This window comes from Nocardia sp. NPDC052254 (assembly GCF_040679495.1).
Taxonomy (GTDB): domain Bacteria; phylum Actinomycetota; class Actinomycetes; order Mycobacteriales; family Mycobacteriaceae; genus Nocardia.
In genome coordinates this window covers 71520-96171 of record NZ_JBFAUW010000001.1, presented here as the reverse complement: position 1 = coordinate 96171, position 24652 = coordinate 71520, and the positions used below count along the sequence as shown (strand labels likewise).

The window sequence follows — 24652 nt, the reverse complement described above, 5'->3', positions numbered from 1 at the left end:
CGATACCCGGCGCTGCCGCGATGTTTCGGGCACCATCGGGGGGGCACACGCGGCGGGCCGCGTGGTGCGGAGCAGTCACAGCGGACGACGGAGGCAGACCATGGCGTGGAGCACCCGCCGGCTCGCCGATCTGGCCGGCTCGACGGTGAAGACGATTCGGCACTACCACGAGATCGGGTTGCTGGAGATGCCCGAGCGCACGTCGAACGGATACAAGCAGTACACGATCACACATCTGGTCCGGCTGATGCAGATCAAGAGGCTCAGCGACCTGGGCGTGCCGCTGTCGCAGATCGCGGCGATGGAGCGGGCCGACGTGGACACCGACGAAGCGATCCGCGCCCTCGACGCCGAGCTGGCGGCGGCGGCCGCACGGATCGACCGGGTGCGCACGGAACTGGCGGCCATTCTGCACCACCGCGCACCGATGCACGTGCCGCCCGGATTCGCTCCCGTCTCCGCGAGGCTCTCCGAATCGCAGCAGTCGCTTCTCACGGCCTACTCGACGGTTTTCAGCGAGGACGCCATGGCGGAGTTTCGTCAGATGATCGCCGTGCCCGACGACACCGACGACGAGTTCGAAGCGCTCCCCGCGACCGCCGACGCCGCCACGATCGACCACCTCGCCGAGCGCATGCTGCCGGTCGTGCGCGCACTGCACGCCCGGTACCCGCGAACCGCAGATCCCTCAGTCGATTCGCCCGTGGGTCCGCAGCTGGCCACGCACACGTTGGCGCAGGCGGTGGCCGAGTTCTACAACCCGGCACAGCTGCGGGTGCTGCAACGCCTGAATGTTCTTCTCCGACAGGCGCCGGACGCGGACGACGACACGCCCTGAGCCGACCCCCTGCGCCAAGAATGTCGCGGTCGGCGCCGTCACCCGTGGGTCTTGTCCGCCGCGCAATCCACGTCTCGTTCGGGCATCGTGGCGTCCACGAGGTAGCTCGTGACGACGTCCGCGGCACAATGATTTCCGCCGATGACGTAGACCCCGTGCCCGCTCCCGTCGACGCGCAGCAACCGGGATCGCTCGCCGAACTTCTCGTCGAGCAACTCGCCACCACGCAACGGGGTCACCGGATCGCGCCGATTCTGCACGATCAGGACGTTCGCCGGACCTCGGCCGACGACCTCGGCCGGTGGCTCGACCGGCTCGTGCGGCCAGAAGGCGCAGGGCAGAATGTCGGCGGCGGCGGCACCGAAGAGCGGGTACTTCTCGCGGTCCTCGGCCACCGCGCGCCGGTAGGTCTCGACGTCCTCGGGCCACTGGACATCGTTGCAGGTCACCGCGAGGAAGACCGACCACATGTTGTCATTGGGCGAGGGTCCCGCAGCTGTCGGCGGGGTGTCCGTGGGCGGGCCCGAGCCCAGCAGCGACTGCCACGCCTGCGCCATCCGATCGTAGGACCCCGGGTTGTAGAGCCCCACGAACGTGTTCAATCGGAAGACTCCGCCGTTCATCGCACCGGCCGGGGTCTTGTCGAGGCGTTCGGCGAGGGTGAAGTAGGTCGTGCGGACATCCTCCGGGGTGCGCCCCAGCCCGTAGGTGTCGTGGCGCTCGGCGGCCCATCGCGCGAAGTCCGGGAACGTCTGCTCCATTCCCTGCCCATACCGGCGCAGGCCGTCGCGGTCGAGGTGGGTGTCGCCGTAGTTGCTGTCGAGCACGATCCGGTCGGTGGTGCCGGGGAACATCGACGCGTACGCGGCGCCCAGCGACGCGCCGTAGGAGTAGCCGAGATAGCTGGCCTTCTTCTCGCCGAGTGCGGCCCGGATCCGGTCCAGGTCGCGGGCCATGTTCGCCGTCGACACGTGCCGTAGCAGTCCCTGCCGGTCGTTCGCCGCGCACTGCCCGGCCACCTGTTCGGCGATCGCCGCCTGCGCGGTGACCGCCGCGTCGTCGACCGCGTACGGCGGGATGTTGCCCTGATATCGCCCGTCGCTGGTGAAACCACAACTCAGCGGTGCCGAATGCCCGATGCCGCGCGTGTCCATTCCGATCAGGTCATAGCTGTCGCGAACACTGCCGGGCAGCCCCTTGGATGTCAGGAACACCGGCTGCGTCAGCCCGGACCCACCCGGACCACCCGGATTCAGCAGCAGTACACCGCGCCGCGCGGCCGGGTTCTCACTCGCCAGCCGCGAGATCATGATCTCGATCTGGGTGCCTCCGGGATCGCCGTAGTCCAGGGGCACCGGCACGGTCGCGCACTGCAATCGTGGCGAGTCGGCGGCGACATCCTCGGGACACGCGCGCCACCGCACCTGTGCCGTGTGTCCGCCATCCTGCGCGGAAGCCGCGGGCATCCCGGTCGGCGCACCGGCGAGGCCCAGTACGGCCGCCAGCGCCACCACCGGGCCGGCACGTCGTTGTCGATTCATGTATTCGCACCCGCCCTGGATTCGCAGTGGTCCTTGCCGCTGCCACTGCACACCGTGCCCCCGGGGCACGGTCAAGCGCGGATGACATACTCAGCGCTGCTCGCTCGTCTCGGGCACGATCAGGGTCGGGCACAGGCCGTGGTGCAGCAGGGCCGCCCGCGTCGATCGGGTCGCGATTCCGGTCGGGCCGGCCCAGCCGTGCCGGCCCACCACCAGCAATTGCGCATCGCCGGAGTGCACGAGCAGCGCATGCGCGGGGCTGTCGAACACCACCATCGGCTCCAGCGGCACCTCGGGGTATCGGCTGGCGGACGGGGCCAGATGTTCTGTCAGAGTGAGCCTTTCGTCCGCACGGACGCGGCCCAGTTCACCGGACAGAGCGAATGCCGTGAGCATTTCGTCGCACGCCCGGACGGCCGTCACGGCGACACCCCGCAGTGACGCCTCGACCAGGGCGCAGTCGATCGCGGCGTATTCCTCGTCCACACCCACCACGATGGGCCGCTCGTCGGAATCCACCGCGATCACGCTGTCGCGGTGCACGATCGCGACCGGGCAGTGCGCCCGCTTGGTGACCGCGGTGCTGACCGAACCCAGCAGCGCTCGGCGTACCGGCCCCCGCCCGTGGCTCCCCGCGACGATCATCGCCACCCGTTCGGAGCTCTCCACCAGGGCGGGGACGATGGAATCGGATGTCAGTTCCGTGCTCACCTCGATATCGCCGGCGACGTGGTGCGCCATCGCGGCGGCCTCGGACAGCACCCGCTCACCGTTCCAGCACAACCATTCCCGGCCACCCACGATCTCGAGCGCGCTCAACCCGGTGCGGGGCGCGGACGCCGACGACAACAGGAGCCGAAGTGCGCACTGCCGCAGGGCCGATTCCAGGGCCGCCCACCGCACGGCCTGCAGCGCGGTCGCGGAGCCGTCGACCGCCACGACGATCGTGCCCCGCGCTCGCGCATTCCTCGCACCGGCCATCGCGTCCTCCTGATCCCGGACTCCTCCGATGGTCCGGTACCCGGTTCCCGGGGCCAAGGGCCGAAAGTCGATCGGTCCCACGGTTTCGGACGCTTTCGGCCCCGGTGCCCGGGCCGTTCGTCCCTCGCGCACACGAACCCGGCCGAGCATCCTCGAGTCGGGACGCGAGAGGAAGAGGACGCGATGACCTACCGGGTGGACGTGTGCGAGGTACCGCCGCAGGCATTGCTGCGACTGCCCCGTGCCGTCCGAGCCGACCGGCCGGGCGAGGACATCGCCGCCGGGATGCAGGAGCTGACATCGACCGTGACCCGTTCCGGGCTCACCGCGAGCGGACCACCCACCATCACCTACTCCGAGTCCGACCGGCCCGGCGGCGCGACCGTCGTCGACTTCGGCGTACCCATCGAACCGGCGTCCGACCTGAGCATGCGATCGGGCGCCGAGGTGGTGGTCTGCCCCGCGAACCTGGTGGCCAGAGCCTGCCATCGCGGCGGGTACGAAGGGCTGGGCGCCGCCTACCGCAGCATCGCGGAGTTCATCCGGCGCAACGGGTACCGAGTCGTCGGCCCGCCGACCGAGGCCTATCTCATCGGTCCCGACGAGGTCAACGACCCGAGTCTGCTGGTCACCGAGATCCGGGTCCCCATCGGCCCGGTGCCCGTACTGGTCGCCGATCTGCGAACCGATTTCGACACCGCACTGCGAGTCACCCGGGAGGCACTGCGGCACAACGGTTTCACGATCATCGCCGAGGTCGATCCCAGTACCGCACTGCCCGGCGTGCGGCAACTGCGCACCATCCGGCACACCATTCTCGAGATCTGCCGGCCGAGCAGCCTCGCCCAAGTCCTGGCGGACGACGACGATGCCAGCGCGATGATCCCCACCCCGGTCGTCGTGCGCGAGCACCCCGGCCGGGTGGCGGTCGCGGCCGCCGATCCGAGCATCTGGGCACAGGCACTGGATCATCGAGGGCTGATCCTCGCCGCCGCCGAGATCCGGCGCCACCTCGTCACCGCGCTCAGCGAAATCGACACCGTCACCACCGGCCGGTAGCCCCGATCGAAGCGGCGATTGCCGAGGTCCGCGGCGTTCCTCAGAAAGTTGACAGGCCGCGCCAACAACTCGCTCATACACGACGGTGACACTCGAACCGGACAGCGTGGATCACGCCGCGCGGTCCGTACCGCAACCGGGGTGTGGACGCGCGCATTCGACTGCGAACGGGAGGAATGATGATCCGAGCGTGCCGGCTCACCAAGCGATACGGGCACAAGACCGCGGTCGACGGGCTCGACTTCACCGTCCGCCCCGGGGTGGTGACCGGTTTCCTGGGCCCGAACGGTGCCGGCAAATCGACCACGATGCGGATGATCGTCGGACTCGACGCGCCGAGCGACGGATCGGTGACGGTCAACGGCCGCCGCTATGCGCGGCATGCCGCACCCTTGCAGGAGGTCGGCGCCCTGCTCGAGGCCAGGTCGATCCATCCGGGCCGCTCGGCCTTCAACCATCTGCTGGCGCAGGCGCGGACGCACGGAATACCGCGCCGGCGCGTATCGGAGGTGATCGAGCTGACCGGCCTCGAGGCCGTGGCCGGCACCCGGGCCGGCGGTCTCTCACTCGGTATGGGCCAGCGACTGGGAATCGCCGCGGCGCTACTGGGCGATCCGGAGACCGTCATGCTCGACGAACCGGTGAACGGACTCGACCCCGAAGGCGTGCTGTGGATCCGCACCCTGCTCACCACGCTCGCCGCTGAGGGGCGCACGGTCTTCGTGTCCTCGCATCTGATGAGCGAAATGGCTTTGGTCGCCGAAGATCTCATCATCGTCGGGCGCGGCCGGCTGCTCGCGGACACGACGGTGACCGAGCTGGTCCGCCGAGCCGGCGGCGATACGGTCACCGTCGCGAGTACGGACCCGGCACGGTTACGCGAGGTGCTCGCCCGCCCCGGCGTGCGGATCACCGGACGAGCCGAGAGCCTGCTGGTCACCGGAATGTCCACGCACGCAATCGGATCCACGGCCGCCGAACACGGCATCGCGCTGTACGAACTGAGTGTGCAGGCCGTTTCGCTGGAGCAGGCATTCATGGACCTGACCCGGGACTCCGTCGAATACCACGGCGGCATCGGAATCGAGACCCTCGGGAGGGCGGCATGACCGCGACCGGCCCCCCGGCTCCGATGGCCACCTCGGCGCGGTCCACCCGCCCCCGCTACCGGGTGACCGGAATCCGGGTGCTGCGGTCGGAGTGGACGAAGCTGTGGTCGTTGCGCTCCACCTGGATCACGCTCGGACTGGGACTGTTGTTCCTGGTGGGCTTCGGTGTCGTCGCCGCCTTCCAGTACCGGTCGAAGATCGGATCCGGGCAGGCGGTCGACGCCCAGTGGGCGGGCGCGACCACACTGAGTCTGTCCCTGTTCGGTATCGACTTCGCCGAGCTGGCGCTGGGAGTGCTGGGCGTCCTGGTCGTCGCCGGCGAATATTCGACCGGGACGATCCGCTCCACTCTCACCGCGGTGCCGCGCCGGCTGCCGGTGCTGTGGTCCAAGGTGACCGTCTACGGCGTGGTCGCATGGGCCGCGGGCACCGCCGGTGCGTTCGTCGCGTACCTGATCGCCCACGGCGTCACCGCCGGAACTCCAGCGGCGCAGTCGATGACCGACAGCGGTGTGCTGCGTGGCCTGTTCGGCGCGGGCCTGTACCTCGCGCTCGTCGGTGTCATCGGCGCCGCACTGGGCGTGTCGATGCGGTCGATGGCCGGCAGTGTCGCGGTGCTGATCGGCGTGCTGCTGCTGGCCCCCAGCCTGGTTTCGCTGCTCCCGCACGCCTGGCAGGACCACGTGAGCCGGTACCTGCCCAGCAATGCGGGCAAAGCGATGTTCGCCCTGCACCACGACGCGGCCACATTGTCTCCAGCGGCCGGACTGTGCGTTTTCCTCGGCTGGACGGTGCTCGCGCTCGCCGTGGCCGCCTATCGTCTGGCGCGGACCGACTCGTGAGGGAATACTGGTGGATCGGGGTATCGGGCGGGTTCTCGAAGCGGGCCCGGCCGTCGTACCCGGCACCACTTCCAGCCGGAAGTGCACAACGCCATAGCAGTAGCAAATATTCAGCAATTATACTGGCCGTGGATCGCGTGTGAACCTGAGCCGGTTCCGGCGTCGAGTGGTTCCGCGACCGGAGGTGGTGACAATGGCAATGATCCGGGAAATCCCACTCCGCCTGTCCGGATTGCTGGTGCAGTGGCGCGCCGACGACGGGTATTCACGCATCACCGCCCCACCCGGCGGGACTCCACTGACCCGCAACATCACCGCATGGCAGCCGTGCGCGGGGGCGGACACGATCTTCGCGGCATCGGGCGCCGCGAGCGACGACGCGGACCCTTGGTGGGCGGTGTGGGGCACCTGCCCGCCGAGCGCGACCGACGTCGTGGTCGTGCTGCCCGACGGCTCCACCCCGGCGGTCGGGCGGGCAGATCGCCTCTGGGCCGCCGAATGGGCCGGCCAGCCACGGTCGGTACGGGTTCGCATCGGCAAGCACGAAGCCGCGGTGCCGTTCGAGGTTCCCTCGTTCATGGGATCCGGTGGGCCCACGCCACGAACCGGACGCATCTCGGCGGGCTGGGCGCAGTTCGTGGAGCCGTGACGCCGATTCCGGTTCGGCCACAACCGAATTCGCTCGCAGCGCCGGTCCCGGCCGCGAGTCAGGTCGAACCGCGGGCTCCGATGCCGTCGAGCAGGAGGTCCGGGCCGATGCGAAAGATCTCGTCGGCATCCCGGTGAGCCCCGTCGCGAATCACGTGGCGGCCGGCCGTAATTTGTAAGCGAGCACTCACTAGATTTCCAGTCGATCCATGTGCAATCATCATTACCGATTGCCAAGAGTGTGATTCTCCCCTCGGTCGCGGAGGGTCACTTCCCACCGCGCTTCTCCCCGCCGGAGCGGCTCGGCGAAAGGATGGGACAGTGAGTAACGCCGTCGATGTCGATCCCGTGGTCGAAAACTCGAGCTCCGGGATCATCCCGGTCTTCGACCCGTCCACCGAGGAGCAGATCGCGGAGGTCGCCGATTCCGACCGCGAGGCCGTCGACGCCGCGGTGGCCCGCGCTCGCGAAAGCTTCGAATCGGGAGTATGGCGCAAGCTCCCCGCCGCCCACCGCGCCGACGTTCTCTTCCGGGCCGCCACCATCATTCGCGAGCGCACCGACGAACTCGCCGAGATCGAGGCCCGCGACAACGGCATGAACGCCACCGCCGCACGCCACATCATCAAGGTCTCGCTCGAGATGCTGGTGTACTACGCGGGCTGGGTCGGCAAGATCCACGGCGAGTCCGGCAATCTCGTATCCGACGGTCTGCTGGGCGAATTCGAGAACTATCACACCTTCACCCAGTACGAGCCGGTCGGTGTCGTCGGCCTGATCATCCCGTGGAACGGACCGTTCTTCGTCGCGATGCTCAAGGTCGCGCCCGCCCTCGCGGCCGGCTGCAGCGCAGTGCTCAAGCCCGCCGAGGAGACACCGCTGACCGCGCTGAAGCTGCAGGAGATCTTCCGCGAGGCGGGCCTGCCCGACGGTGTGCTCACTGTCGTCACCGGCTACGGCGAGACCACGGGTGCGGCGCTGACCGCGCATCCGGACGTCGACAAGATCTCGTTCACCGGATCGACCGAGGTCGGACGGCTGATCGTCACTGCCGCCGCCGGTAACCTCAAGCGGCTGACGCTCGAACTCGGCGGTAAGTCACCGCTGATCATGTTCGACGACGCCAATCTCGACAAGGCGATCCTCGGCGCCGGGATGGGCCTGCTCGCCGGCTCCGGGCAGAACTGCTCGTGCACCTCACGCATCTACGTCCAGCGCGGAATCTACGACCAGGTCGTGGACGGCCTGGCCAACCTCGCCAGGATGCTGCCGATGGGCGGCAGCGACGACCCCAACTCGGTGCTGGGGCCGCTGATCAGCGAAAAGCAGCGTCAACGGGTGGCCGGCATCGTGAACGACGGCGTGGCCGGTGGCGCGCAGGTGGTGACCGGTGGTCAGATGATGGATCGCCGCGGCTATTTCTACGAGGCCACGATCGTCACCGGAACGACCCCCGATATGCGCCTGATCCGCGAGGAGATCTTCGGCCCGGTCGGCTCGGTCATCCCGTTCGACGACGAGGACGAGGCGATCGCCGCCGCGAACGACACCGACTACGGGCTCGCCGGTTCCATCTGGACCGAGAACCTCGGCCGTGCCCATCGCGTCGTGAACGAGCTTCGCGCGGGTCAGGTCTGGGTCAATTCCGCCCTCGCCTCGGACCCGTCGATGCCGATCTCCGGGCACAAGCAATCGGGCTGGGGCGGTGAACGCGGCCGCAAGGGCATCGAGGCCTACTTCAACCTGAAATCGGTCTATATCGGTCACTGATCCGCGAATCACCCGGGAGCGAATACCATCGGCCCGGTGACGATTCATGCCGTCGCCGGGGCGGCTGCCCACACCCAGGGCGTGCAGCAGTTCGGTGATCTGCTGCTGGCCTTCGCGCTGTCCTCGGTGATCGGGGTCGAACGCCAGTTCCGGAGCAAGAGCGGCGGGCTGCGGACCCAGACCATCGTGGGTACCGCCTCGGCACTGTTCCTGATCGTCAGTAAATACGGATTCGGCGATGTGCTGGAACCGGGTGCGGTGGTACTGGACCCCTCGCGGGTCGCGGCCCAGATCGTCTCCGGGATCGGCTTCCTGGGCGCGGGCCTGATCATCACCCGGCGCGGGGCGATCCGCGGCCTCACCACCGCGGCCTCGGTGTGGGAGACCGCCGCCATCGGCATGACCGCCGGGGCGGGCCTGGCCTGGCTGGCCTTGCTGGTGACCGGGCTGCATTTCGTGGTCGTGCTCGGATATACGCCGCTGGGCCGGTGGATCTCTTCACACGGACATGCCGAACGCGGGTACACGATCACCTACGAGGACGGCCGGGGCGTGCTGCGCGATCTGCTCGCCGCCTGTACCGCCAAAGGGTGGACCATCAGTTCCATGTCCGTACTGAGCCACCGGCCGGGTCACGAGCCCGTGCCCACACGAGACCGTCTGGTGACGATCGGGCTCACCATCAGCGGCACCGGAACCGTGGACGCGGCCGGGGTCCTCGGTGTCATCGACGGTGTGGTCCGGGTCGATATCGGCGACGACGAGGAAGAGTGACGGCCGGCCCCGCCGCGAGGACGAGGGCCCGCACTCACCCCGCAACGGCCAGGTACACCACCATCACGACGAACAGGAACCAGCCCGCCCCCTGCCACACCGGCCAGGGCTGTCCGCCGCGCCAGTGCCGGAAGGTGACGACGAAGGCGCCGATCCCGCCGAGCAGCAGGATGATCCCCGGCACCAGTCCCACCACCAGGGTGGACGCCGTATCGCAGGTCACGCGGTCCGCGTCCGCGCACTGCGGCCGCCGGCCCGCCCAGCCCACGGCGATACCGGCCACGACGGCGGTGGCCACCAGCACGGCGGCGACGTATATCGCCGCCCGCCGCGAGCTCGCCGGATCACTCCACCGGGGATTCACCGCACGCACCACCGTCGTGCACCTCGCCGTCGTCGTTGCACCGAATTGCCTTGCCGCGCAAGGCATCGGCGATCGTCAACGCCTGGTCAGGCGGCCTGGGCCTGCCACATCCAATGCAGCTGTTCCAACCGTGCCGCCACCGCGATCAGCAGGTCCTGGGTGACCGGATCCGCCTTCTCCGACTCGCCGATGCGTTCGCGCAGACGGCGCACGACCGCGCCCAATGTCGCGACGACGGCGGCGACGACATCGCCGTCCTGCTGCCATCCCGGGGGAAATGTGTCGCCGCTCGAATTGCCGGCGACGGTACGCGCCCGGCCATCGGGGCTGACGCCGATCGCGGTAGCGCGTTCGGCGGCCGAATCGGTGAAATCTCTTGCTGTGTCGACCAATTCGTCCAGCGCCAGATGCAGGGTGCGGAACCGGGGTCCGATCACATTCCAATGTGCTTGTTTGCCGATCAGGCTCAGGTCGATCAGATCCACCACGGTCGCACACAACACCTCTCCGGCCACGCGTTGCTGTTCGGGCTCGAGCACGGTGGTGATCGGATTGGCGGTGGTAGCGGGATGTGCCACTGTTGTGTCCTTTCATTCGCTGCCGGTTACCGTTCGACGGCCGCGCCGGCGGCTGCCACGGTCGACGAACAGGGTCGGCCTACCCCGTCGTGACAGTCCGAAACGGGACGGCCCGTTCCGTCCACGACGGAGCAGGAGTGCTCTTCGATCAGATGCCGACGAGCCCGCGCATCTGGTCGAACCAGTGCGCGGCCATGTTGATCAGCTGTGACATATCGCCCATGATCATGGCTCTCACCTCCTTCTAACGCGCGAAACTTCCGCTGCGACGACCGAATTCGACGGTCACGGGATAACCGCCCCGGATCCGGTCGTACGATCCGACATCAGCGGTCGGAGTCTCGGCCACCGTACGTATCACATGCCAGGCGAACCCCTGCTCGTCGATGATTTCCCGGGTCACGGCCATCGCACTGATACATACCGTGATCCAACCGGCGTCGACGGCCAGATCGCAATCGATCGTGGATCCGTCGATGGCCACATCGACCAGACCCGTGGCGACCTCATCGATCGCCACCTGCAGATCGGTGACCTCGTCCAGTCCGAACTCGGCGAGCAGCAGGGCCGTTTCGGTGAGTCCGCGCAGCATCAGCAGATGGCGGTGATCGGCAGGTACCCGCACCCCTACCGCAGTTGCGGTGCCGCAGTGCTCGCTGTTCACGGCCTCGAACTCTCCCCTCCACTGTCTCGACCTGCGCCGGATGTGGCACAGGGACGCACCCGCGGCTGTCCCGCGGCAGCGCCCCACGAGTATCGGGCGTCACTCCGATGGGCGCTTCGATGTTCTTCGTGACCGCGCGCAGCGCCGGCCCACTTCCTTCGCCTTCCCCTTCACGCTGTCGACGACGCCTTCCAAACCTGCACGGGCACTGTTGTTTTCGTGTTCGGACAAGACATCCACCTCCCAAACGTGGAATCGGCTCACGTTGGGGTGCTACCCGGCAACCAGGGTCCGAAACAGGACACCTCGAATCGGACCGGGCGCGTGGGCCGCGATGTCGTCGGACGTTTTTCCCGGCGGCGAGAGTGGGTACCCCGTAGAAATCGGGCTCACGTGACAACGAGAGGATCTCGAATGACACAGGAACCGATGATCGACAGCCCGCGCGCACGGCACGGACCGAACAGCTACGACAACATCGAGCCCTGGTTCGACAAACTGGCTGGATTCGACCCCGATGACCCCGAGCGCGATGCCACACGCAGCGAAATCGTGCGGCTGTGCCTGCCGCTGGCCGATCACATCGCCCGCCGCTTCATCGGCCGCGGGGAGAATTACGACGATCTGCACCAGGTGGCCCGGCTGGGCCTGGTCCTGGCGGTGGACCGTTACGACGTCGGCCGTGGCACCTCGTTCCTGTCGTTCGCGGTCCCGACCATGATGGGCGAGGTGCGCCGCCACTTCCGCGACGTCACCTGGGCGACGCGGGTGCCGCGCCGGCTCAAGGAACTGCGCACCCGGCTGGTTCCTGCCACCGACCGGCTCGCCCAGCGGTTGGGACGGATGCCCACCGCCCGCGAACTGTCCACCGAACTGGACACCGATGTCGTCGAGGTCAGCCAGGCGATCGCCGCCGGCAATGCCTACCGTTCGGACTCGCTGGACGAGATGATCACCGCCGACGAGAACGAGACCTCCCCGGTCAATGCGAGCATCGGCGCCGAGGAACCCTGCTACGAGCTCACCGAGAACGCGATGGCGGTCCGGCCGCTCATCGCGCAACTGCCGCGACAGGAACGGCGCATTCTGATCATGCGGTTCTTCGAGTCGTGTACCCAGACGCAGATCGCGCGCACGCTGAACATCTCCCAGATGCAGGTCTCCCGCATCCTGTCCCGCACCCTGCGCCGACTCCACGACCAGGCGTTGGGTGAGGAACCCGCCGCCGAAGCGGCCGCGAACGACCGGGGCTGACACCGCGGTAGCCGCGCACCGCCGCGCACCTCGGCGGAGGACCGCTGTGCGCATCAGCAGCTTTCGCGCGGCATCACAGATCTGTCTGCCGAAGGATGAAGGTGCGGTACGCGAGCCAGACGATGAATGCCTGATGCTCGAGCGGAACGGTGACCGGTACCGCAAGCCATTGCCGGTGAACGAACAAGGCGGTGAACCAGCCGTCGCCGAGCAGATCACCATTCTCGTCGAGGGTGTATCGATCGCCCCTGCCCTGAACCATCCGGTAGCGGCGGTCCCCCGCCCGGATGTCCCAGGCGTACTCCGCGATCCGCGTCGTGGTGCCCGTCATCGTCGCCGGCCCGGCTGGCGGGACCCGCGGATCGGCACCGGCGGGCACGGCGTAGGCGCGGGTGTCGAACTTCGAGTGATTGTTGAAGGCCAGTGTCGCCGCCGGCAGATACGCGACCGCACGCCCACCCCGCTGTGCGAGCCGCCCAGCGGGCTGATCGTCGCAGGTCAGTTCCAGGCGTCGCCACCTGCCCCGAGCTACCAGCATGCCTCGACGATAACCCGTCGGCACCGCGAGGACCTGCGGAAACTCTCCAATCTGCCGATGACCTCGTCGTTTGCCGCGCGCGCATCGCGAGCCAATTTCGGTCCGGATTCGATCCGCGCGGCCGAGGCGCGGTCCGCGCCATGTAATCAACACTGCGACATCACCTTTGACCGATTCGCCCCAATCCTGGGAATGCAACCGATGCGATGACCCCATTGCCCGCTGTTACGTTCCCCGCGGCAATCGAATGAATCAATCGAAGGAAATAATGATCAAACTTGCACGAGTCGCGACCGTTGCCGCACTGCTCGGCGGTGTTGTCGCCGGCATCGCCCCGACGGCCTCAGCGTCACCCGCGAAGACCAAGGTGCTGGAGACGATCACAGTCCGCGCGGAGGCCAAGACCAGCGCTACCGCCCTGGGGACCATTCCCAAGGGAACGATCATCACGGTCGACAACACCGGCGCGGTGCGCGGTGGGGAGTACACAGCGTGCAACAGGACCGAGCGGGCCTGGTACCCGGTCAAGTGGAATGGCGCGCACGGCTACGTCGTCGCCGCGTGCATTCACTCCATGTGATCCACGTCCACGGCGTTCCGTCGGGGGGTGTACCTGCACGGCGCACCCCCCGCGGGAACCGTTCACGCGTCGGGACCGATCGCGGATCGGACGTCAGCGGGGCTGGATCGTGTATTCGACCGATACCGAGTCCGGTGAATGCTGCTCATGGGTGGTGACGGTGGCCTTGTAGCGGCCGGCGTCGGTGGGCAGTTGGGCGGTGTCGTACCAGGGCATCTGCTGGTCCGGGTTGGCGATCGAGCCCGCGGCCCCGGCGAACGGCACAGCGACCTCGCCGCTCGCCCCGGTGCCGAGGTTCTGCCAGGATATGTACGCCGTCGTCCGGCACGGGCTGTTCGGATCCGAGGGTTTGTCGGCGACGAACGCCGGGTCGGTGTTGTAGAACGCGAAGGTCAGTGTGATGCGAGCGGTCGGCTCGTCGACATTGCCCCGGATATTTCCGTAGCAGTTGCCACTCCCCTCGGTCACCGACGTCTCGAGCGGCTGATCCAGCGCGGCTCCGGCCGATGCCGGGCTCGCGAACGCGATGACCGGGACGCAGACGAGCGAGGCCGCAGCCACAGTGGTGCCGAGCTTGCGCGCAGAGCGCATGGTGTCCTCCTGATGTCGGTGCGTAACCCTTTCCCTTGCGTGATCGTCACACACCGGTGCGGGTGTTATCGGCATCGGCCGGTTCACGCCCTACCGGTATAGCATCCGGCCCCGAATCGACTGCCGGCACCCGCGCACCCGGTGCACTCGATGTTTCGGTACGACAACGGTTTTCGTGCCGAGAGAAGCGTTCGGACCGCGGTCTCGGTGCACGCTTGCCGGGCGCGGCGAACCCTCGCGGGTCGGCGGTGGAGTTCTACTCGGCCGGCTCGGTACCGGGTTTCGCCGGCCACCGGGAGAACGACAATCGTGGAGTGACGGTCTCGACATCGGCCACCCACATCACCGCGTGCAGGCTGAGGATGCCGATGTGATCGGTCGACGGTGTGATCACGGCATCGGCCCCGGCCGCGCGCGCCTGGTCGGCCAGCGGTATCCGGCTGGTTTCCGGCGACCACACCAGGGTGTATCCCAGATGGCGCGCCAGCCGCCGCACCTGGGCCATATCCCATTCCAGCGCAGGCGATTCCGGGTGTACCCAGCCGAGCGCGATGATGAGTCCGTCCTTCATCGGTGGTCGTCCTCGCGGCGTTCACCACGCAGCGGGACTCGCAGCGCGGCGACCGTGAATACGATCAGTCCCGCGATCAGCAGCACTACCGGCACTGTCACGCACCCTCTCCTTTGCCACATTCGGATCGACGGCACCCGGTGGCGGGTGCGCCGTCGAGAGTGCGTAAGAGCGAAAAGCGATGTGCGTCAACACGATGACCTGACAGAACTCGCGCGAAACGCCTGGTCGGGTTGTACAACGGCGCATATGATCGGGGCGTTCTGCAACATGGCTCGACTTCGGAACGCAACGAGGGGAGAACGTTGATCGTCGATGACGACGAGTCGGGCGCAGTAGGCAGCACGTTGCCTCGGCGACAGCTCGGGCGGTACCTGAAAGAAGCGCGTGAAGGGGCCGGACTCACGGTCGAAAGAGCGGCCGGGCTCATGGAATGGAACAAGTCCACCCTGAGCCGACTGGAACGCGGGCTGACCGAAAGAGTAAGAGTCCGTGATGTTTCAGGTCTGTGCGAGGTTTACGGCCTCGATCAGGAGAAGACCGACGCGGCCAGACAATTGGCCGAACAGACACCGGCGCGCTCCTGGTGGCGAAGCTACGGCGACGTGATCGCGGCGAAGTTCAACACCTATGTCGCTCTGGAGGGCGACGCCAGCGAATTGGCGATCTATCAACCACTGATCGTGCCCGGCATCCTTCAAACCGCCGACTACGCGAGAACCGTTGACCGGCAATATTTCTCCAACGGAACGGACGAAGAGCTCGAACGCCGCGTCGCGCTTCGAATGCAGCGGCAGCACTGTGTCACTCGACAGCGGCAGCCGATACGACTCTCGGTCATCCTGCACGAGAACGTTCTCCGCACCGTCGTGGGCGATCCGCGCATGATGGCTGCGCAGCTGCGCCACATCGCGGATATGAGCACACGCGAGAATGTCCAGGTGCGCATCTTGCCCTTCCGGGCCGGATTCCCGACCGGCACTGCGCTGTCCCAGTTCATCGTCATGACATTCCCCAAGGACGGTAGGGGCAAGCCGGTCGAACCGACCATAGTGTTCGCCGAGAGTTTTACCGGTGACGTGTACCTTCAGGGCGTGGACGACGTGCGTCGGTGCCGTCAAGCGTTCCACGGTCTGCTGGCAGCGACATTGGACGATCGGCCGAGCAGAGATCTAGTGCGTGAAATAGCAAGGGAGCACGAGCGTGAAGCCTGACCTGACCACAGCACGGTGGTTCAAATCCAGCCACAGTTCCGCCGGAAGTGAATGCGTCGAAGTCGCATTCCTCGAGGGGAACATGGTCGGTGTGCGGGACTCCAAGAACGTGAACGGCCCGGCATTGGTATTCACCCCGGACGAGTGGGATGCGTTCACCGCGGATGTGGCAGGCGGAAGGCTCGGGCGCTGAGGATCTGACCACAAGGCCCCGCCGCGCCGTCGAATCAGCTCGCGCATCTCTCATTCGCGGCCCGCATTGCGTGCGGTGCCACGATGGGCGGGCACCGTCGCCGGGTCTTCCGGCCACGCGTGTTTGGGATAGCGGCCGCGCAGGTCGGCGCGGACCTGCGGCCAGCCGGTCCGCCAGAAGGAGGCCAGATCCGCGGTCACGGCAACCGGACGCCGGGCGGGTGAGAGCAGGTGCAGCACAATCGGAACGCGGCCGTCGGCCAGGCGTGGTGCGTCCGTCCAGCCGAACACCTCCTGCACCTTGACCGCGAGCACCGGCGGATCGGCCGAGTAGTCGATACCGAGGCGGCTGCCGGACGGGACCGTCAACCTCTCCGGCGCCCACTCGTCCATCCGGGCGGCCTCCGGCCAGGGCAGTAGCCGGCGCAAGGCCTGTTCGGTATCGATGCGTTCGAGGTCGGCGCGGCGCCGGGCGGTGGCGAGTTCGGGACCGAGCCAGATGTCGGCGGCGGCGAGCAACGAGTCGTCGTCGACCGCCGGCCACGGCGCTCCGAGCGTGCGGTGCAGAAATTCCAGGCGTTGCCGCAGGGCAGTCGCCGCGGAATTCCACGTCAGCAGATCCACACCGGTCTCTTCGAGTCCCCCGCGCACCGCGGCGCCGAGCAGTCGGCGATCAGGATCACGAATAGTCTTCTCCGACAGTGTGATCGCGCCCAGCCGCTCGACCCGCCGCGCCACCACATCGCCGTCGGCCCACGTTATTTCGTCGACGGTGCTCAGCAGATTCGATGCCGCGCGGCGAGCCAGTTGCTCGTCGGCGACCGCGGCCAGCCGGACGATGCCCTCGGAGCGGCCCGGATCGCGGGTCGCGACGCCGACCGCCAGCCACGGTGCGTCCCCGGTTCCGGCGCCGGGCGGCACTGTCACCGCGGTGCCCCCGGCCATCAGATAGCTCGTCGACCCCGGTCCGCGCCGGCGTGCCAGCCGTTCCGGATATGCCAGTGCGACAACGTGAGCCGGGTCGTCGTCGCCGCCCTGGTCCGCCACCAGTCGTGCCAGTCGCTCGACCTCGCGCCGCCAGCGCCCCGGCTGCTCGCGCCGCAACACCCGCAGCCCCGCCGTCAGGTCGACGCCGGATATCAGAGTGTCGTCGTCCAGGACGGTGACCACTTCCGCGGCCGTCCGCGCACCGACGACCGCGGCGCCGTCGAGCAGGGCGCGGGCCAGCCGGGGATGCAAACCGATGCGGGCCATCCGCCGGCCACGCTCGGTCACCGCGCCGGACTCGTCGACGGCGTCCAATGCGCGCAATACCGCTGCGCCCGCGGCCAATCCGCCGGCCGGTGGCGGATCCCACCAGTTCAGCGCGTGCCCGTCGGCCGTGCCCCAGCACGCCAGTTCCAAGGCCAGCCGGGTCAGATCCGCCGTCCGGATCTCCGGCTCCGGATAGGCAGGCAGGGTGCCGTGCTCGTATTCCGGCCAGCACCGCCACACCGTGCCGGGCGCCTCGCGTCCGGCCCGCCCGGCCCGCTGCGCGGCCACCGCCGCCGAAACCCGCACTGTCGCAAGGCCGGACATCCCCCGCGCTCGATCGATGCGCGGGACCCGGGCCAGCTCGGAGTCGACCACGGCCCGCACACCGGGCACCGTCAGGCTCGACTCCGCCACCGCCGTGGACAGCACCACGCGCCGCCGCGGTCCCGGGCGCAGCGCCGCGTCCTGCCGACCCGCCGCGAGCCTGCCGTGCAACGGGACGATGTCCACATCGTCGAGATCATCCAGAAGCGCTGTCGTTCGCCGGATTTCGGCCGCACCGGGCAGGAAGACCAGAATGTCGCCCGTGGTGGCGGCGAGTGCGGCCCGGGTGGCGCGGGCGACGTGCGCCTCGCTGCGTTCGCGTGGCAGCGGCGCGACATATCTCGTGTCCACCGGATGGGTCCGGCCCTCCGCTCGCACGACCGGGGCGACGCGATCTCCGCCCAGCAGGGCCGACAGGCGTTCGGCCGCCACGGTCGCCGAGGTGGCGAGCACCCGCAGATCCGGCCGCAATCCCGCCCGGGCGTCCAGCAGCAGGGCGAGCAGCAGATCCGCGTCGAGATGCCGCTCGTGACACTCGTCGAGCACGACGACATCGACCCCGGCGAGTTCGGGGTCGTCCTGTAGTCGTCGCACCAGCAGGCCGGACGTGACGACCTCGATCCGGGTCTGCCGCCCGGCTCGCCGCTCGCCGCGAATCGAGTAGCCCACCGTTTCGCCCACCTGCTCGCCCAGCAGCGCCGCCATCCGCCCGGCTGCCGCGCGCGCCGCCAGTCGGCGTGGCTCGGCCACCAGCACCCGCCCCGTGGTGTTCGCCGCCAGCGCCAAGGGCACCACGGTCGTCTTACCGGTTCCCGGCGGCGCCACCAGCACCGCGGTGGCGTATTCGGCCAGTGTCTCGACGAGGTCATCGAGCACGCCGCGTATCGGCAGGTCGGGAAGCTCGGGCAGTTTCATCGACCACCAGTCTGAGGGCTCGCCGGTCGAGGGAGTTTACCGGCACCGCAAAGGGGGGTAATCGGCGCCGAAGTCCCCAGAGAGGAATACTCGTTGTGCGAATGCTTCTGCGTCCCTTGACCCTCGCCGCCCTTTCCATTCCGGCCCTGCTCCCGCTCGCCGCACCGGCGAACGCCCAGCTGGCCGGCGACTTCCAGGATGCGCGTGTCGAGGTGTCGCCCGGTTGCGCCGGAACGGTGCGCGCAGAGGTGTCCGTGACCCCGCTGCCGACGCACGCCGTCGGAGTCGGAGTCGGTGTGCTGTTCCGGGGGGACAGGCAGGATCCGGCCTGCTCGGCGGCCACGACGGTGTCCTGGCACAACACCACGTCCGGAACCACCGGATTCCAGGACGTCACGGTGTCGTCGGTACCGGAACCCGGCGGCCTGTTTCCCACCGACCACGGCTACGCCCGCGTCCTCGCCGACACCGGGCCCGGCACCATCGTCGTCACCACCAGCACCAATCCGGGCGAGGTCAGCGTGACGGTGTGACCACGGTGACCTCGCGAGTCGTGTTCGGCGGGTCGTTAAACTGTCGAGGATGACAAAGGATCCGGGGACTCCCGGGGCTTCGGTGAGCACCGGAGCCCCGGGTACGCGCAAACGCATGAGCGCGCAGGGCCGCCGCGAGCAGATCCTCGATGTCACCCACGCCATCGTCGACACCGAAGGGTTTCACGCGGCGACACCGAATCGGATCGCCGAGGCCGCGGGTGTCACCCGGCCGGTGCTGTACCAGCAGTTCGGCGACCTGGCCGGCGTGTTCGTCGCACTCATCGACCGCGAATCCGCTCGCGCGGCACACCAATTCGAACGTGCGGTGCTGGAGCCGGCACCCTCCGCGGCCGCCGATCCGTTCGTCCGGGCGTTCGCGGGCGCCCTGCACGCCCTCGACACCCGTCCGGCCACCTGGCGGCTGTTCCTGCTCCCGCCCGAGGGCGCGCCGCCGGAACTGCATCAGCGCCTGGCCCGGTCGCAGGAAGCGGTGCGCCAGTTCCTCGAGCACGAGTTGCTGAAGGCGTTTCCCGACCTCCCCGATCCCGAGTACATGGCGCGGATTCTGCACGCCTCCGGACGCGAGTTGCTGCAGCAGCGGCTCGTCGACCCCGGTAACGCCACCAGCGAGCGCTTGATCGCCTTGGTGCAGCACATGAGAGACGGCGCCCTGCCGGGCCCCCGGGGCGGCCGGCGATCCGCTGCTCGCGAAGCACCGGCCTGAGGTCCACGGCGCCGGGCGAATCCGGTTCGCCGCCAAGGCCGTTCAGCATGGGTCAGTGGTGCTCCGCCCCGCGATTCTCCGGTTCGTTCGACGGATAGTGACGTGCGTCGGTGGTGTATTCGGGATTGCCGTACCTGACCAACTGCCGCTCGATGGACCGAATCGAGTACGCATCGACCATCTTTCGCAGCATCCGGCGCCTGCCCGCCACCACCACGACGACGAACCGGCCGAGAATGAACGGGACGGTGGCGGCGATCCGGACGGCATCGCCGACGCCGAAGAACACGCTCATCCGCGCGGCCGCCTTGCGGCTGCCCCCGCAGAATCCCAGGAAGAAGGCGCGGCTCCAACTGCGCTCGACGCTCTCGGCGGCGCGGTCGAACCAGGAATGTCCGGGCCGCAGATAGGCGTCCATCGTCGAGCGGACGAGTTCGCCGCAGGTGGCATCGTCGAATCCGTCGCGCAACAGCGCGGCCCGCGCGTGGAAGACCTGGACGATCCCCTCGGCCGTGGTGGGCAGCAACTCCTCGGGCAAGCCGAGCAGAAAGCAGCGATACCGGCAGAACTCCAGGATCGCCCGCTCCTGGGTGGTGAAGTCGGCCCGCCCCCGACGCAGGACACCGATCGCGAGCAGATAGATGTTGATCAGCCCGGCGGGCATCTGATCGACCTGCGGCACCGGGATGCCGTACACCTGCGGATCCCATTTCTCGTGGCGCGCAAGGGCGTTGTACCGCACCATCGAATGCATCAGCCGGACCATGGCCGCGGCTTCGAACCCCGCGCCGTGGCGTTCGAGGGCGCCGGGCAGTGTCGTCACCGCGAAGAAGGACGCCGTTTCGTTGACCCGGCGTTCGGCCCGGCGCCCCGAGAGCGCTCCGGTCAGCGCCATCGGTAGTGCCGCATAGGTGTTCAGGAACGTCGCCAGGAACGCGCCACGGACCAGGAACGGCGACAGGAACGCCGTACCAGCGCGCGAACGCCGGGCCCCCTTCTCGACCAGCGACATGTCCACCCACGACGGGGTGGCCGCCATCGAGGCGATGAAGGCGCGCAACTCTTCCGGCGCGTCCGGCACGGAATCGATGCCGGAGCGGCAGGCCTGCCGGAGCATGCCGATCAGGCCGCCGACACCGTAGCGCGGCACCAGGGCGGCATACGGGTCGGCAACGGCATCACCCAGCATGGTCGCGGTACGCATCAACTCGACGATGCGATCGTCGGCCAGGATCGGACCGCGTCGCGCAACCCACTGCGGCAGTGACGACTTGACCGCGGGGTCGGCGGTGAAGCGGTGCGGGGTCCGATCGAAATCGATGGTGCCGTAGAGATCGGGCTGCACTCGGCCCTGACTGCGAACTCGCTGCGCGAGATCCGGATAGTGGAGCGTCATCGAAAACCTCAACTTCCAACGTGTCGATGCCGATACTGACAGGTTGTAAGTTGTGGTGTCAAGCACGGAAGCGGGGCGCCGACCCCGCCCCGTCATGCCTCGATGCCGTCGAACTGCATCACCCAGTACGGATTGTTCGTGGTGGTATTCCATTGCGACACATACAGAGTCACCTCGGACGCCGATGCCGAGCGCGGATGGATGTAGCCGCCGTAGAGCTGCGGGAAGGAGCGGACCCAGACCTGCCACCACGGGGCCGAGCCGAAGATCTGCGGCTTGGCCTCGGTCCACACGCCGTCGATCGTGGTGGCGGTGCGGGTGGATATGCAGTAGCCCGCGACATCGAAGTAGGACATCACCCACGTACCGGCGATGTTCTTCACGCTCAGTTCGCCGATGGGTCCCATTCCCGCGAAGAGCGGCGTCGGCGCCGCAGCGCCCCAGTGCCAGCCCGAATCGCCGTAGCCCCAGTATTCGTATTCACCAAGAGTCTCGATCTGCTGCCAGGGCACACGCATCAGGATCGGCCCGTCGCGATTGTGGCTGCGCCCCCATTCCTTGGACACGATGTACAGATGGCCGTCGTCGTCGTTGTTCCCGATCCCGGCGAAGGTCTGCATCATGAACGGGCTCCAGCCGCCGTAGCCGTCGCTGCCGTCGTTGAGCCGAACGGCCGCGTAGTCGGTCCACGTATTGCCGTCGTCGTCGGAGAAGGCCAGCCCGCAGAACAGTGCCCCGTGGCGGTCATCGGGCGCGTACCAGTCGTGAACGCTGGTGTAGGTCAACCAGGTTCGCCCGTTCGGGTCGACGTACGCGTCGTTGGGAATCCGGCTCACCTCGGTGCCGTACCCGTTGTCGGCGTTGTGGGCGTAGGTCAGGGCCTGGCGCGCCTCGGCTCCCCCGGGCGCCGCGGTGAAGGTGGTGGTGGCCTGCGGTGGGCCGGCACCGAACAGCACGACCGGTGACCCCAGCCAGGTCCCGGCGCCCTGACTGTCCTCGGTGAACGTGTCGCCGAAGACGTATCCCGCGCCGCCAGGATCGAAATGCTCACGGACATAAGGGATTCCCAGATCGGTACCGCCCACCCCGAACCGCTTCGCCGTACTTCCGGCGAACCCCGTGATCGCGGTGCCCCAATGCTTCGCCATGGCCCGCGCTATCCGGACGTGGCAAGGACGAATCGGGTCCAGGCCGCGGCTCGGTTGGCGTTGTCGGTCCACACCCGCCCGGTGGTGAGATCGATGGCGTAGACGCAACCGGTGGGGACACCGCCGTTGTAGGTGGCGAACCACGCGGTGGGGCCGGGTTGCGCGGTGTCGCAGGTGGATACGGTGGCGAAAGCTCCTTCCGGGAAGGTGATCTCGGCGACGGTGGCCGAGGTGAGGGCGGCGAGGCTGCCGCCCGCGGCGGTAGCTGTCGCCGCCGCCCGCACCTGTGGCACACAGTCGGTGACAACGAAGAAGCGGCCGTTCGTGCTCGCGATTGTCGGCATTCGAGTACTCCGTTGGTGATGTTATCGAGCAGGTGGCTGGAAACCCGCGATGTCGAGTTTCTGGCCGATGGTGGCGATGGCGTCGACGAGTGAGCGGCCACCGAGTTGTGGCCAGCCGTTGCCCTCGATGCCACGCATCTGGATCCATTCGTCGCGGATGCGGCCGTCGGTGTCGCGCGGCAACGGTACCTGGGTCGGCCCCGGCGGTGGCGCGAAACCGGGCAGGCCGAGGGTCTGCCCGACGGTGGCCACACCGTCGACGAGGGTGTGGCCGGCCAGCTGGGGCCAGCCGTTACCGCCGATGCCCATGAACTGAATCCACATGTCGGTCACGGGGTCCGGCGCGACGGCGCCGACACCGACCTGATTGGCGAACTCCTCCGGTGAGAATCCGTCGGCGGAGTTCATATCGCAGTTGCCGAACGGTGCGGCTCCCTCCGGCAGGCCACCGCCGTAGCCCTGGCCATCGGTGTATTGATGAGCGATCTGGCCGGGCAGATTCGGGTTGCTGCCGTACCCGGCGCCGATCATGTTGAGCCCGTCCGGGCGCACCGGCCACATACTGTCGAAGTCGGGCCGGTTGGCATAGCCGATGACGCGGCGGGTGGATCCCAGCCAGTCGGCCAGCCGCCAGTACGCGCGATTGATGCCGTCGGATTGGTCACCGCCCGGATTGCCGCCCGACTCCACATCGATCATGCTGATCATCTTCGGATGTGGTCCACCGGCCTGACCCACCATGCCCCGATGGTTGTCGACGGTGTCGAGCCAGTTGGGCCGCCAGTAGAAATAGACGATGAAGCAGGATATTCGCCCCGAGTCGGCGGCGGCCGACGCCCAGGCGTAGTTCTGATAGAAGTTGTGGTCCTGATAGGTCCCGTCGTTGGAGCGGAACGAGAACAGCTGGTACGGGTAGGAGTCGTCGACCGGAACCTGGAACTCGGATACGTCGGCGAAGAGCGAATCGACCATGAACCCCTCCGAGAGGTCGACCGGCCCTCGATCCCGGCCGGGTGCGGATGGTTGGCTATTTCATTGTCCCGGGCTCGCACCCGCTCCGTCATCGATTGTGCGTGTGTCGTAATCGCGTCGTAATCGCCGATGCGGCAACGATATCCATGATCTTGCGGATCAGCGTCCGTCGGCTCCGGCTACCACCGCGCGTACTCGCAGCTGCGTCGTGGTCACCTGCGCGTTATCGCACGCCGTCGCGGACCGCTCGACATACAGCGATTCGGTGTTGTCGGGTGGGTAGATCCGCAGCCCGGGCACCTGGACCGGCCGGCATCGATCGGCCGGAATGTTGTGCACGTCGACCGCGAACACCAGCGCCGATGCCTGTGCGCCCGGTGCGATCTGCACCGGATCCGACGCCGCGCCCTCGCGTGCGGCGGGTGCGCCCACGGGTGCGCCGTCGGCCGCCTGGGCATAGGAGACGCCCGGAAAACCCGCGAGCGCACAGGGGCCGGACCCGTTGTTGGTGAACACGATCGGGAAGGCCACCGTTCCCGCCGCCGCCTGTGCCGGGCCCGCCGCCGCCGACAGATCCGCTGTCCGGCATTGCGGCACAACGGCATCGGCGTTCTGTGGGGCGGGTGCGGCGCCGTCCTGCGGCAGCGAACCCGCGTGCGACGCCGAACCCGCGGTGTCACCCCTGGATTCGGCCGCCGGCTGCTGGCCGCACCCGGCAACGGACACGGCGGTCAGGGCGATCAGCCACCACATCATCGGACTTCGACTCACACTTGCCGACCGTACTCCGCAGGCGGGCGCACGCACAGGGGGAACGCCGTCATCACAACCCGGGCACGCCGGAGGATATGCGGCGTAATCGGTGGCCGTAGCGGGCGTCACGGGTCTACCGTGGATGACGTCGCGGGGAGTTTCGGCGCGGGTGAGGAGG

Annotated in this window: 27 protein-coding genes; 13 read left to right on the top strand and 14 right to left on the bottom strand. The window is 68.1% G+C overall.

From position 1 onward, the window contains the following. Positions 1-100: 100 nt before the first annotated feature. Positions 101-838, top strand: coding sequence for a MerR family transcriptional regulator (locus tag AB0L57_RS00475; RefSeq protein WP_364954758.1), 738 nt, complete (start codon positions 101-103; stop codon positions 836-838). Between the two features lie 38 nt (positions 839-876). Here AB0L57_RS00475 and AB0L57_RS00470 read toward each other — a convergent pair whose 3' ends face one another. Together AB0L57_RS00470 and AB0L57_RS00465 are read right to left on the bottom strand one after the other, a co-directional pair. Further along, a complete protein-coding gene (locus AB0L57_RS00470) occupies positions 877-2379 on the bottom strand; it encodes an alpha/beta hydrolase (RefSeq protein ID WP_364954756.1) in 1503 nt (500 codons plus the stop codon). A gap of 90 nt (positions 2380-2469) precedes the next feature. Beyond that, positions 2470-3360 carry a universal stress protein gene (locus tag AB0L57_RS00465; RefSeq protein WP_364954754.1) on the bottom strand — a complete coding sequence of 297 codons (891 nt, stop codon included), beginning with the start codon at positions 3358-3360 and terminating at the stop codon, positions 2470-2472. A gap of 183 nt (positions 3361-3543) precedes the next feature. Here AB0L57_RS00465 and AB0L57_RS00460 point away from each other — a divergent pair, with 183 nt between their 5' ends. The 6 genes from AB0L57_RS00460 (at position 3544) to AB0L57_RS00435 (ending at position 9562) form a co-directional block, all read left to right on the top strand. Further along, a complete protein-coding gene (locus tag AB0L57_RS00460) occupies positions 3544-4419 on the top strand; it encodes a GyrI-like domain-containing protein (RefSeq protein WP_364954751.1) in 876 nt (291 codons plus the stop codon). 179 nt (positions 4420-4598) lie between these two features. Beyond that, positions 4599-5528: an ATP-binding cassette domain-containing protein gene (locus tag AB0L57_RS00455; protein WP_364957197.1), complete on the top strand. Its 930-nt coding sequence runs from the start codon at positions 4599-4601 to the stop codon at positions 5526-5528. Further along, the gene (locus AB0L57_RS00450) at positions 5525-6370 is read left to right on the top strand and encodes an ABC transporter permease subunit (protein ID WP_364954748.1); all 846 of its coding nucleotides are present in this window, start codon (positions 5525-5527) and stop codon (positions 6368-6370) included. The genes AB0L57_RS00455 and AB0L57_RS00450 overlap by 4 nt, the downstream gene beginning before the upstream one ends. 193 nt (positions 6371-6563) lie before the next feature. Then, the gene (locus AB0L57_RS00445) at positions 6564-7019 is read left to right on the top strand and encodes a hypothetical protein (RefSeq protein WP_364954745.1); all 456 of its coding nucleotides are present in this window, start codon (positions 6564-6566) and stop codon (positions 7017-7019) included. 320 nt (positions 7020-7339) lie between these two features. Further along, complete coding sequence (locus AB0L57_RS00440; protein ID WP_364954743.1) at positions 7340-8788, top strand: aldehyde dehydrogenase family protein; 1449 nt, start codon at positions 7340-7342, stop codon at positions 8786-8788. A 36-nt stretch (positions 8789-8824) separates the two neighbouring features. Beyond that, complete coding sequence (locus tag AB0L57_RS00435) at positions 8825-9562, top strand: MgtC/SapB family protein (RefSeq protein WP_364954740.1); 738 nt, start codon at positions 8825-8827, stop codon at positions 9560-9562. Between the two features lie 34 nt (positions 9563-9596). Here AB0L57_RS00435 and AB0L57_RS00430 read toward each other — a convergent pair whose 3' ends face one another. The 3 genes from AB0L57_RS00430 to AB0L57_RS00420 all read right to left on the bottom strand — a co-directional run bounded on the left by AB0L57_RS00430 (position 9597) and on the right by AB0L57_RS00420 (position 11168). Next, positions 9597-9938, bottom strand: coding sequence for a hypothetical protein (locus tag AB0L57_RS00430; protein ID WP_364954737.1), 342 nt, complete (start codon positions 9936-9938; stop codon positions 9597-9599). Between the two features lie 74 nt (positions 9939-10012). Beyond that, on the bottom strand, positions 10013-10504 hold the full coding sequence (locus AB0L57_RS00425) for a DNA starvation/stationary phase protection protein (RefSeq protein ID WP_364954734.1): 492 nt from the start codon (positions 10502-10504) through the stop codon (positions 10013-10015). A 244-nt stretch (positions 10505-10748) separates the two neighbouring features. Continuing rightward, positions 10749-11168 carry an anti-sigma factor gene (locus tag AB0L57_RS00420; protein ID WP_364954731.1) on the bottom strand — a complete coding sequence of 140 codons (420 nt, stop codon included), beginning with the start codon at positions 11166-11168 and terminating at the stop codon, positions 10749-10751. A gap of 414 nt (positions 11169-11582) precedes the next feature. On the opposite strand from AB0L57_RS00420, the gene AB0L57_RS00415 reads away from it, so the two are divergent. Then, positions 11583-12422, top strand: coding sequence for a SigB/SigF/SigG family RNA polymerase sigma factor (locus AB0L57_RS00415; RefSeq protein ID WP_364954728.1), 840 nt, complete (start codon positions 11583-11585; stop codon positions 12420-12422). A gap of 73 nt (positions 12423-12495) precedes the next feature. On the opposite strand, the gene AB0L57_RS00410 is transcribed toward AB0L57_RS00415, so the two are convergent. Further along, positions 12496-12960, bottom strand: coding sequence for a hypothetical protein (locus AB0L57_RS00410; RefSeq protein WP_364954725.1), 465 nt, complete (start codon positions 12958-12960; stop codon positions 12496-12498). A gap of 268 nt (positions 12961-13228) precedes the next feature. Here AB0L57_RS00410 and AB0L57_RS00405 point away from each other — a divergent pair, with 268 nt between their 5' ends. Beyond that, entirely contained in the window at positions 13229-13540 is a 312-nt protein-coding gene (locus AB0L57_RS00405) for an SH3 domain-containing protein (RefSeq protein WP_364954723.1), read from the top strand. Positions 13541-13633: 93 nt separating this feature from the next. Here AB0L57_RS00405 and AB0L57_RS00400 read toward each other — a convergent pair whose 3' ends face one another. Continuing rightward, a complete protein-coding gene (locus AB0L57_RS00400) occupies positions 13634-14131 on the bottom strand; it encodes a hypothetical protein (protein WP_364954721.1) in 498 nt (165 codons plus the stop codon). A gap of 256 nt (positions 14132-14387) precedes the next feature. Further along, positions 14388-14702: a hypothetical protein gene (locus AB0L57_RS00395; protein WP_364954718.1), complete on the bottom strand. Its 315-nt coding sequence runs from the start codon at positions 14700-14702 to the stop codon at positions 14388-14390. A 305-nt stretch (positions 14703-15007) separates the two neighbouring features. Between AB0L57_RS00395 and AB0L57_RS00390 the strand changes: the two genes are divergently transcribed. Both AB0L57_RS00390 and AB0L57_RS00385 read left to right on the top strand, forming a co-directional pair. Continuing rightward, complete coding sequence (locus AB0L57_RS00390) at positions 15008-15916, top strand: helix-turn-helix transcriptional regulator (protein ID WP_364954715.1); 909 nt, start codon at positions 15008-15010, stop codon at positions 15914-15916. Further along, positions 15906-16109 carry a DUF397 domain-containing protein gene (locus tag AB0L57_RS00385; RefSeq protein ID WP_364954712.1) on the top strand — a complete coding sequence of 68 codons (204 nt, stop codon included), beginning with the start codon at positions 15906-15908 and terminating at the stop codon, positions 16107-16109. The genes AB0L57_RS00390 and AB0L57_RS00385 overlap by 11 nt, the downstream gene beginning before the upstream one ends. 50 nt (positions 16110-16159) lie before the next feature. Here AB0L57_RS00385 and hrpB read toward each other — a convergent pair whose 3' ends face one another. After that, positions 16160-18601 (bottom strand): ATP-dependent helicase HrpB, encoded by a 2442-nt coding sequence (hrpB, locus tag AB0L57_RS00380; RefSeq protein ID WP_364954709.1) that lies wholly within the window; start codon positions 18599-18601, stop codon positions 16160-16162. Positions 18602-18696: 95 nt separating this feature from the next. Between hrpB and AB0L57_RS00375 the strand changes: the two genes are divergently transcribed. Further along, positions 18697-19134: a hypothetical protein gene (locus AB0L57_RS00375; RefSeq protein ID WP_364954707.1), complete on the top strand. Its 438-nt coding sequence runs from the start codon at positions 18697-18699 to the stop codon at positions 19132-19134. A gap of 49 nt (positions 19135-19183) precedes the next feature. After that, positions 19184-19861, top strand: a complete 678-nt coding sequence (locus tag AB0L57_RS00370; RefSeq protein ID WP_364954704.1) for a TetR/AcrR family transcriptional regulator — start codon at positions 19184-19186, stop codon at positions 19859-19861. 52 nt (positions 19862-19913) lie between these two features. Here the strand turns inward: AB0L57_RS00370 and AB0L57_RS00365 are convergent, their stop codons facing one another. From AB0L57_RS00365 to AB0L57_RS00345, 5 genes are all read right to left on the bottom strand, one after another. Further along, complete coding sequence (locus tag AB0L57_RS00365) at positions 19914-21257, bottom strand: DUF2236 domain-containing protein (RefSeq protein ID WP_364954701.1); 1344 nt, start codon at positions 21255-21257, stop codon at positions 19914-19916. A gap of 92 nt (positions 21258-21349) precedes the next feature. Beyond that, a complete protein-coding gene (locus tag AB0L57_RS00360) occupies positions 21350-22405 on the bottom strand; it encodes a DUF4185 domain-containing protein (protein WP_364954698.1) in 1056 nt (351 codons plus the stop codon). An 8-nt stretch (positions 22406-22413) separates the two neighbouring features. Further along, the gene (locus tag AB0L57_RS00355) at positions 22414-22749 is read right to left on the bottom strand and encodes a hypothetical protein (RefSeq protein ID WP_364954695.1); all 336 of its coding nucleotides are present in this window, start codon (positions 22747-22749) and stop codon (positions 22414-22416) included. Between the two features lie 21 nt (positions 22750-22770). Then, positions 22771-23721: a hypothetical protein gene (locus tag AB0L57_RS00350; RefSeq protein ID WP_364954692.1), complete on the bottom strand. Its 951-nt coding sequence runs from the start codon at positions 23719-23721 to the stop codon at positions 22771-22773. A 159-nt stretch (positions 23722-23880) separates the two neighbouring features. After that, complete coding sequence (locus tag AB0L57_RS00345) at positions 23881-24492, bottom strand: DUF4232 domain-containing protein (RefSeq protein WP_364954689.1); 612 nt, start codon at positions 24490-24492, stop codon at positions 23881-23883. Positions 24493-24652: the final 160 nt, after the last annotated feature.

Excerpts from the sequence above, each read along its gene's own strand:
- AB0L57_RS00475 (WP_364954758.1), top strand. The coding sequence starts at position 101 with ATGGCGTGGAGCACCCGCCGGCTCGCCGATCTGGCCGGCTCGACGGTG.
- AB0L57_RS00470 (WP_364954756.1), bottom strand. The coding sequence starts at position 2,379 with ATGAATCGACAACGACGTGCCGGCCCGGTGGTGGCGCTGGCGGCCGTA.
- AB0L57_RS00465 (WP_364954754.1), bottom strand. The coding sequence starts at position 3,360 with ATGGCCGGTGCGAGGAATGCGCGAGCGCGGGGCACGATCGTCGTGGCG.
- AB0L57_RS00460 (WP_364954751.1), top strand. The coding sequence starts at position 3,544 with ATGACCTACCGGGTGGACGTGTGCGAGGTACCGCCGCAGGCATTGCTG.
- AB0L57_RS00455 (WP_364957197.1), top strand. The coding sequence starts at position 4,599 with ATGATCCGAGCGTGCCGGCTCACCAAGCGATACGGGCACAAGACCGCG.
- AB0L57_RS00450 (WP_364954748.1), top strand. The coding sequence starts at position 5,525 with ATGACCGCGACCGGCCCCCCGGCTCCGATGGCCACCTCGGCGCGGTCC.
- AB0L57_RS00445 (WP_364954745.1), top strand. The coding sequence starts at position 6,564 with ATGGCAATGATCCGGGAAATCCCACTCCGCCTGTCCGGATTGCTGGTG.
- AB0L57_RS00415 (WP_364954728.1), top strand. The coding sequence starts at position 11,583 with ATGACACAGGAACCGATGATCGACAGCCCGCGCGCACGGCACGGACCG.
- AB0L57_RS00410 (WP_364954725.1), bottom strand. The coding sequence starts at position 12,960 with ATGCTGGTAGCTCGGGGCAGGTGGCGACGCCTGGAACTGACCTGCGAC.
- AB0L57_RS00405 (WP_364954723.1), top strand. The coding sequence starts at position 13,229 with ATGATCAAACTTGCACGAGTCGCGACCGTTGCCGCACTGCTCGGCGGT.
- AB0L57_RS00400 (WP_364954721.1), bottom strand. The coding sequence starts at position 14,131 with ATGCGCTCTGCGCGCAAGCTCGGCACCACTGTGGCTGCGGCCTCGCTC.
- AB0L57_RS00395 (WP_364954718.1), bottom strand. The coding sequence starts at position 14,702 with ATGAAGGACGGACTCATCATCGCGCTCGGCTGGGTACACCCGGAATCG.
- hrpB (WP_364954709.1), bottom strand. The coding sequence starts at position 18,601 with ATGAAACTGCCCGAGCTTCCCGACCTGCCGATACGCGGCGTGCTCGAT.
- AB0L57_RS00370 (WP_364954704.1), top strand. The coding sequence starts at position 19,184 with ATGACAAAGGATCCGGGGACTCCCGGGGCTTCGGTGAGCACCGGAGCC.
- AB0L57_RS00365 (WP_364954701.1), bottom strand. The coding sequence starts at position 21,257 with ATGACGCTCCACTATCCGGATCTCGCGCAGCGAGTTCGCAGTCAGGGC.
- AB0L57_RS00360 (WP_364954698.1), bottom strand. The coding sequence starts at position 22,405 with ATGGCGAAGCATTGGGGCACCGCGATCACGGGGTTCGCCGGAAGTACG.
- AB0L57_RS00355 (WP_364954695.1), bottom strand. The coding sequence starts at position 22,749 with ATGCCGACAATCGCGAGCACGAACGGCCGCTTCTTCGTTGTCACCGAC.
- AB0L57_RS00350 (WP_364954692.1), bottom strand. The coding sequence starts at position 23,721 with ATGGTCGATTCGCTCTTCGCCGACGTATCCGAGTTCCAGGTTCCGGTC.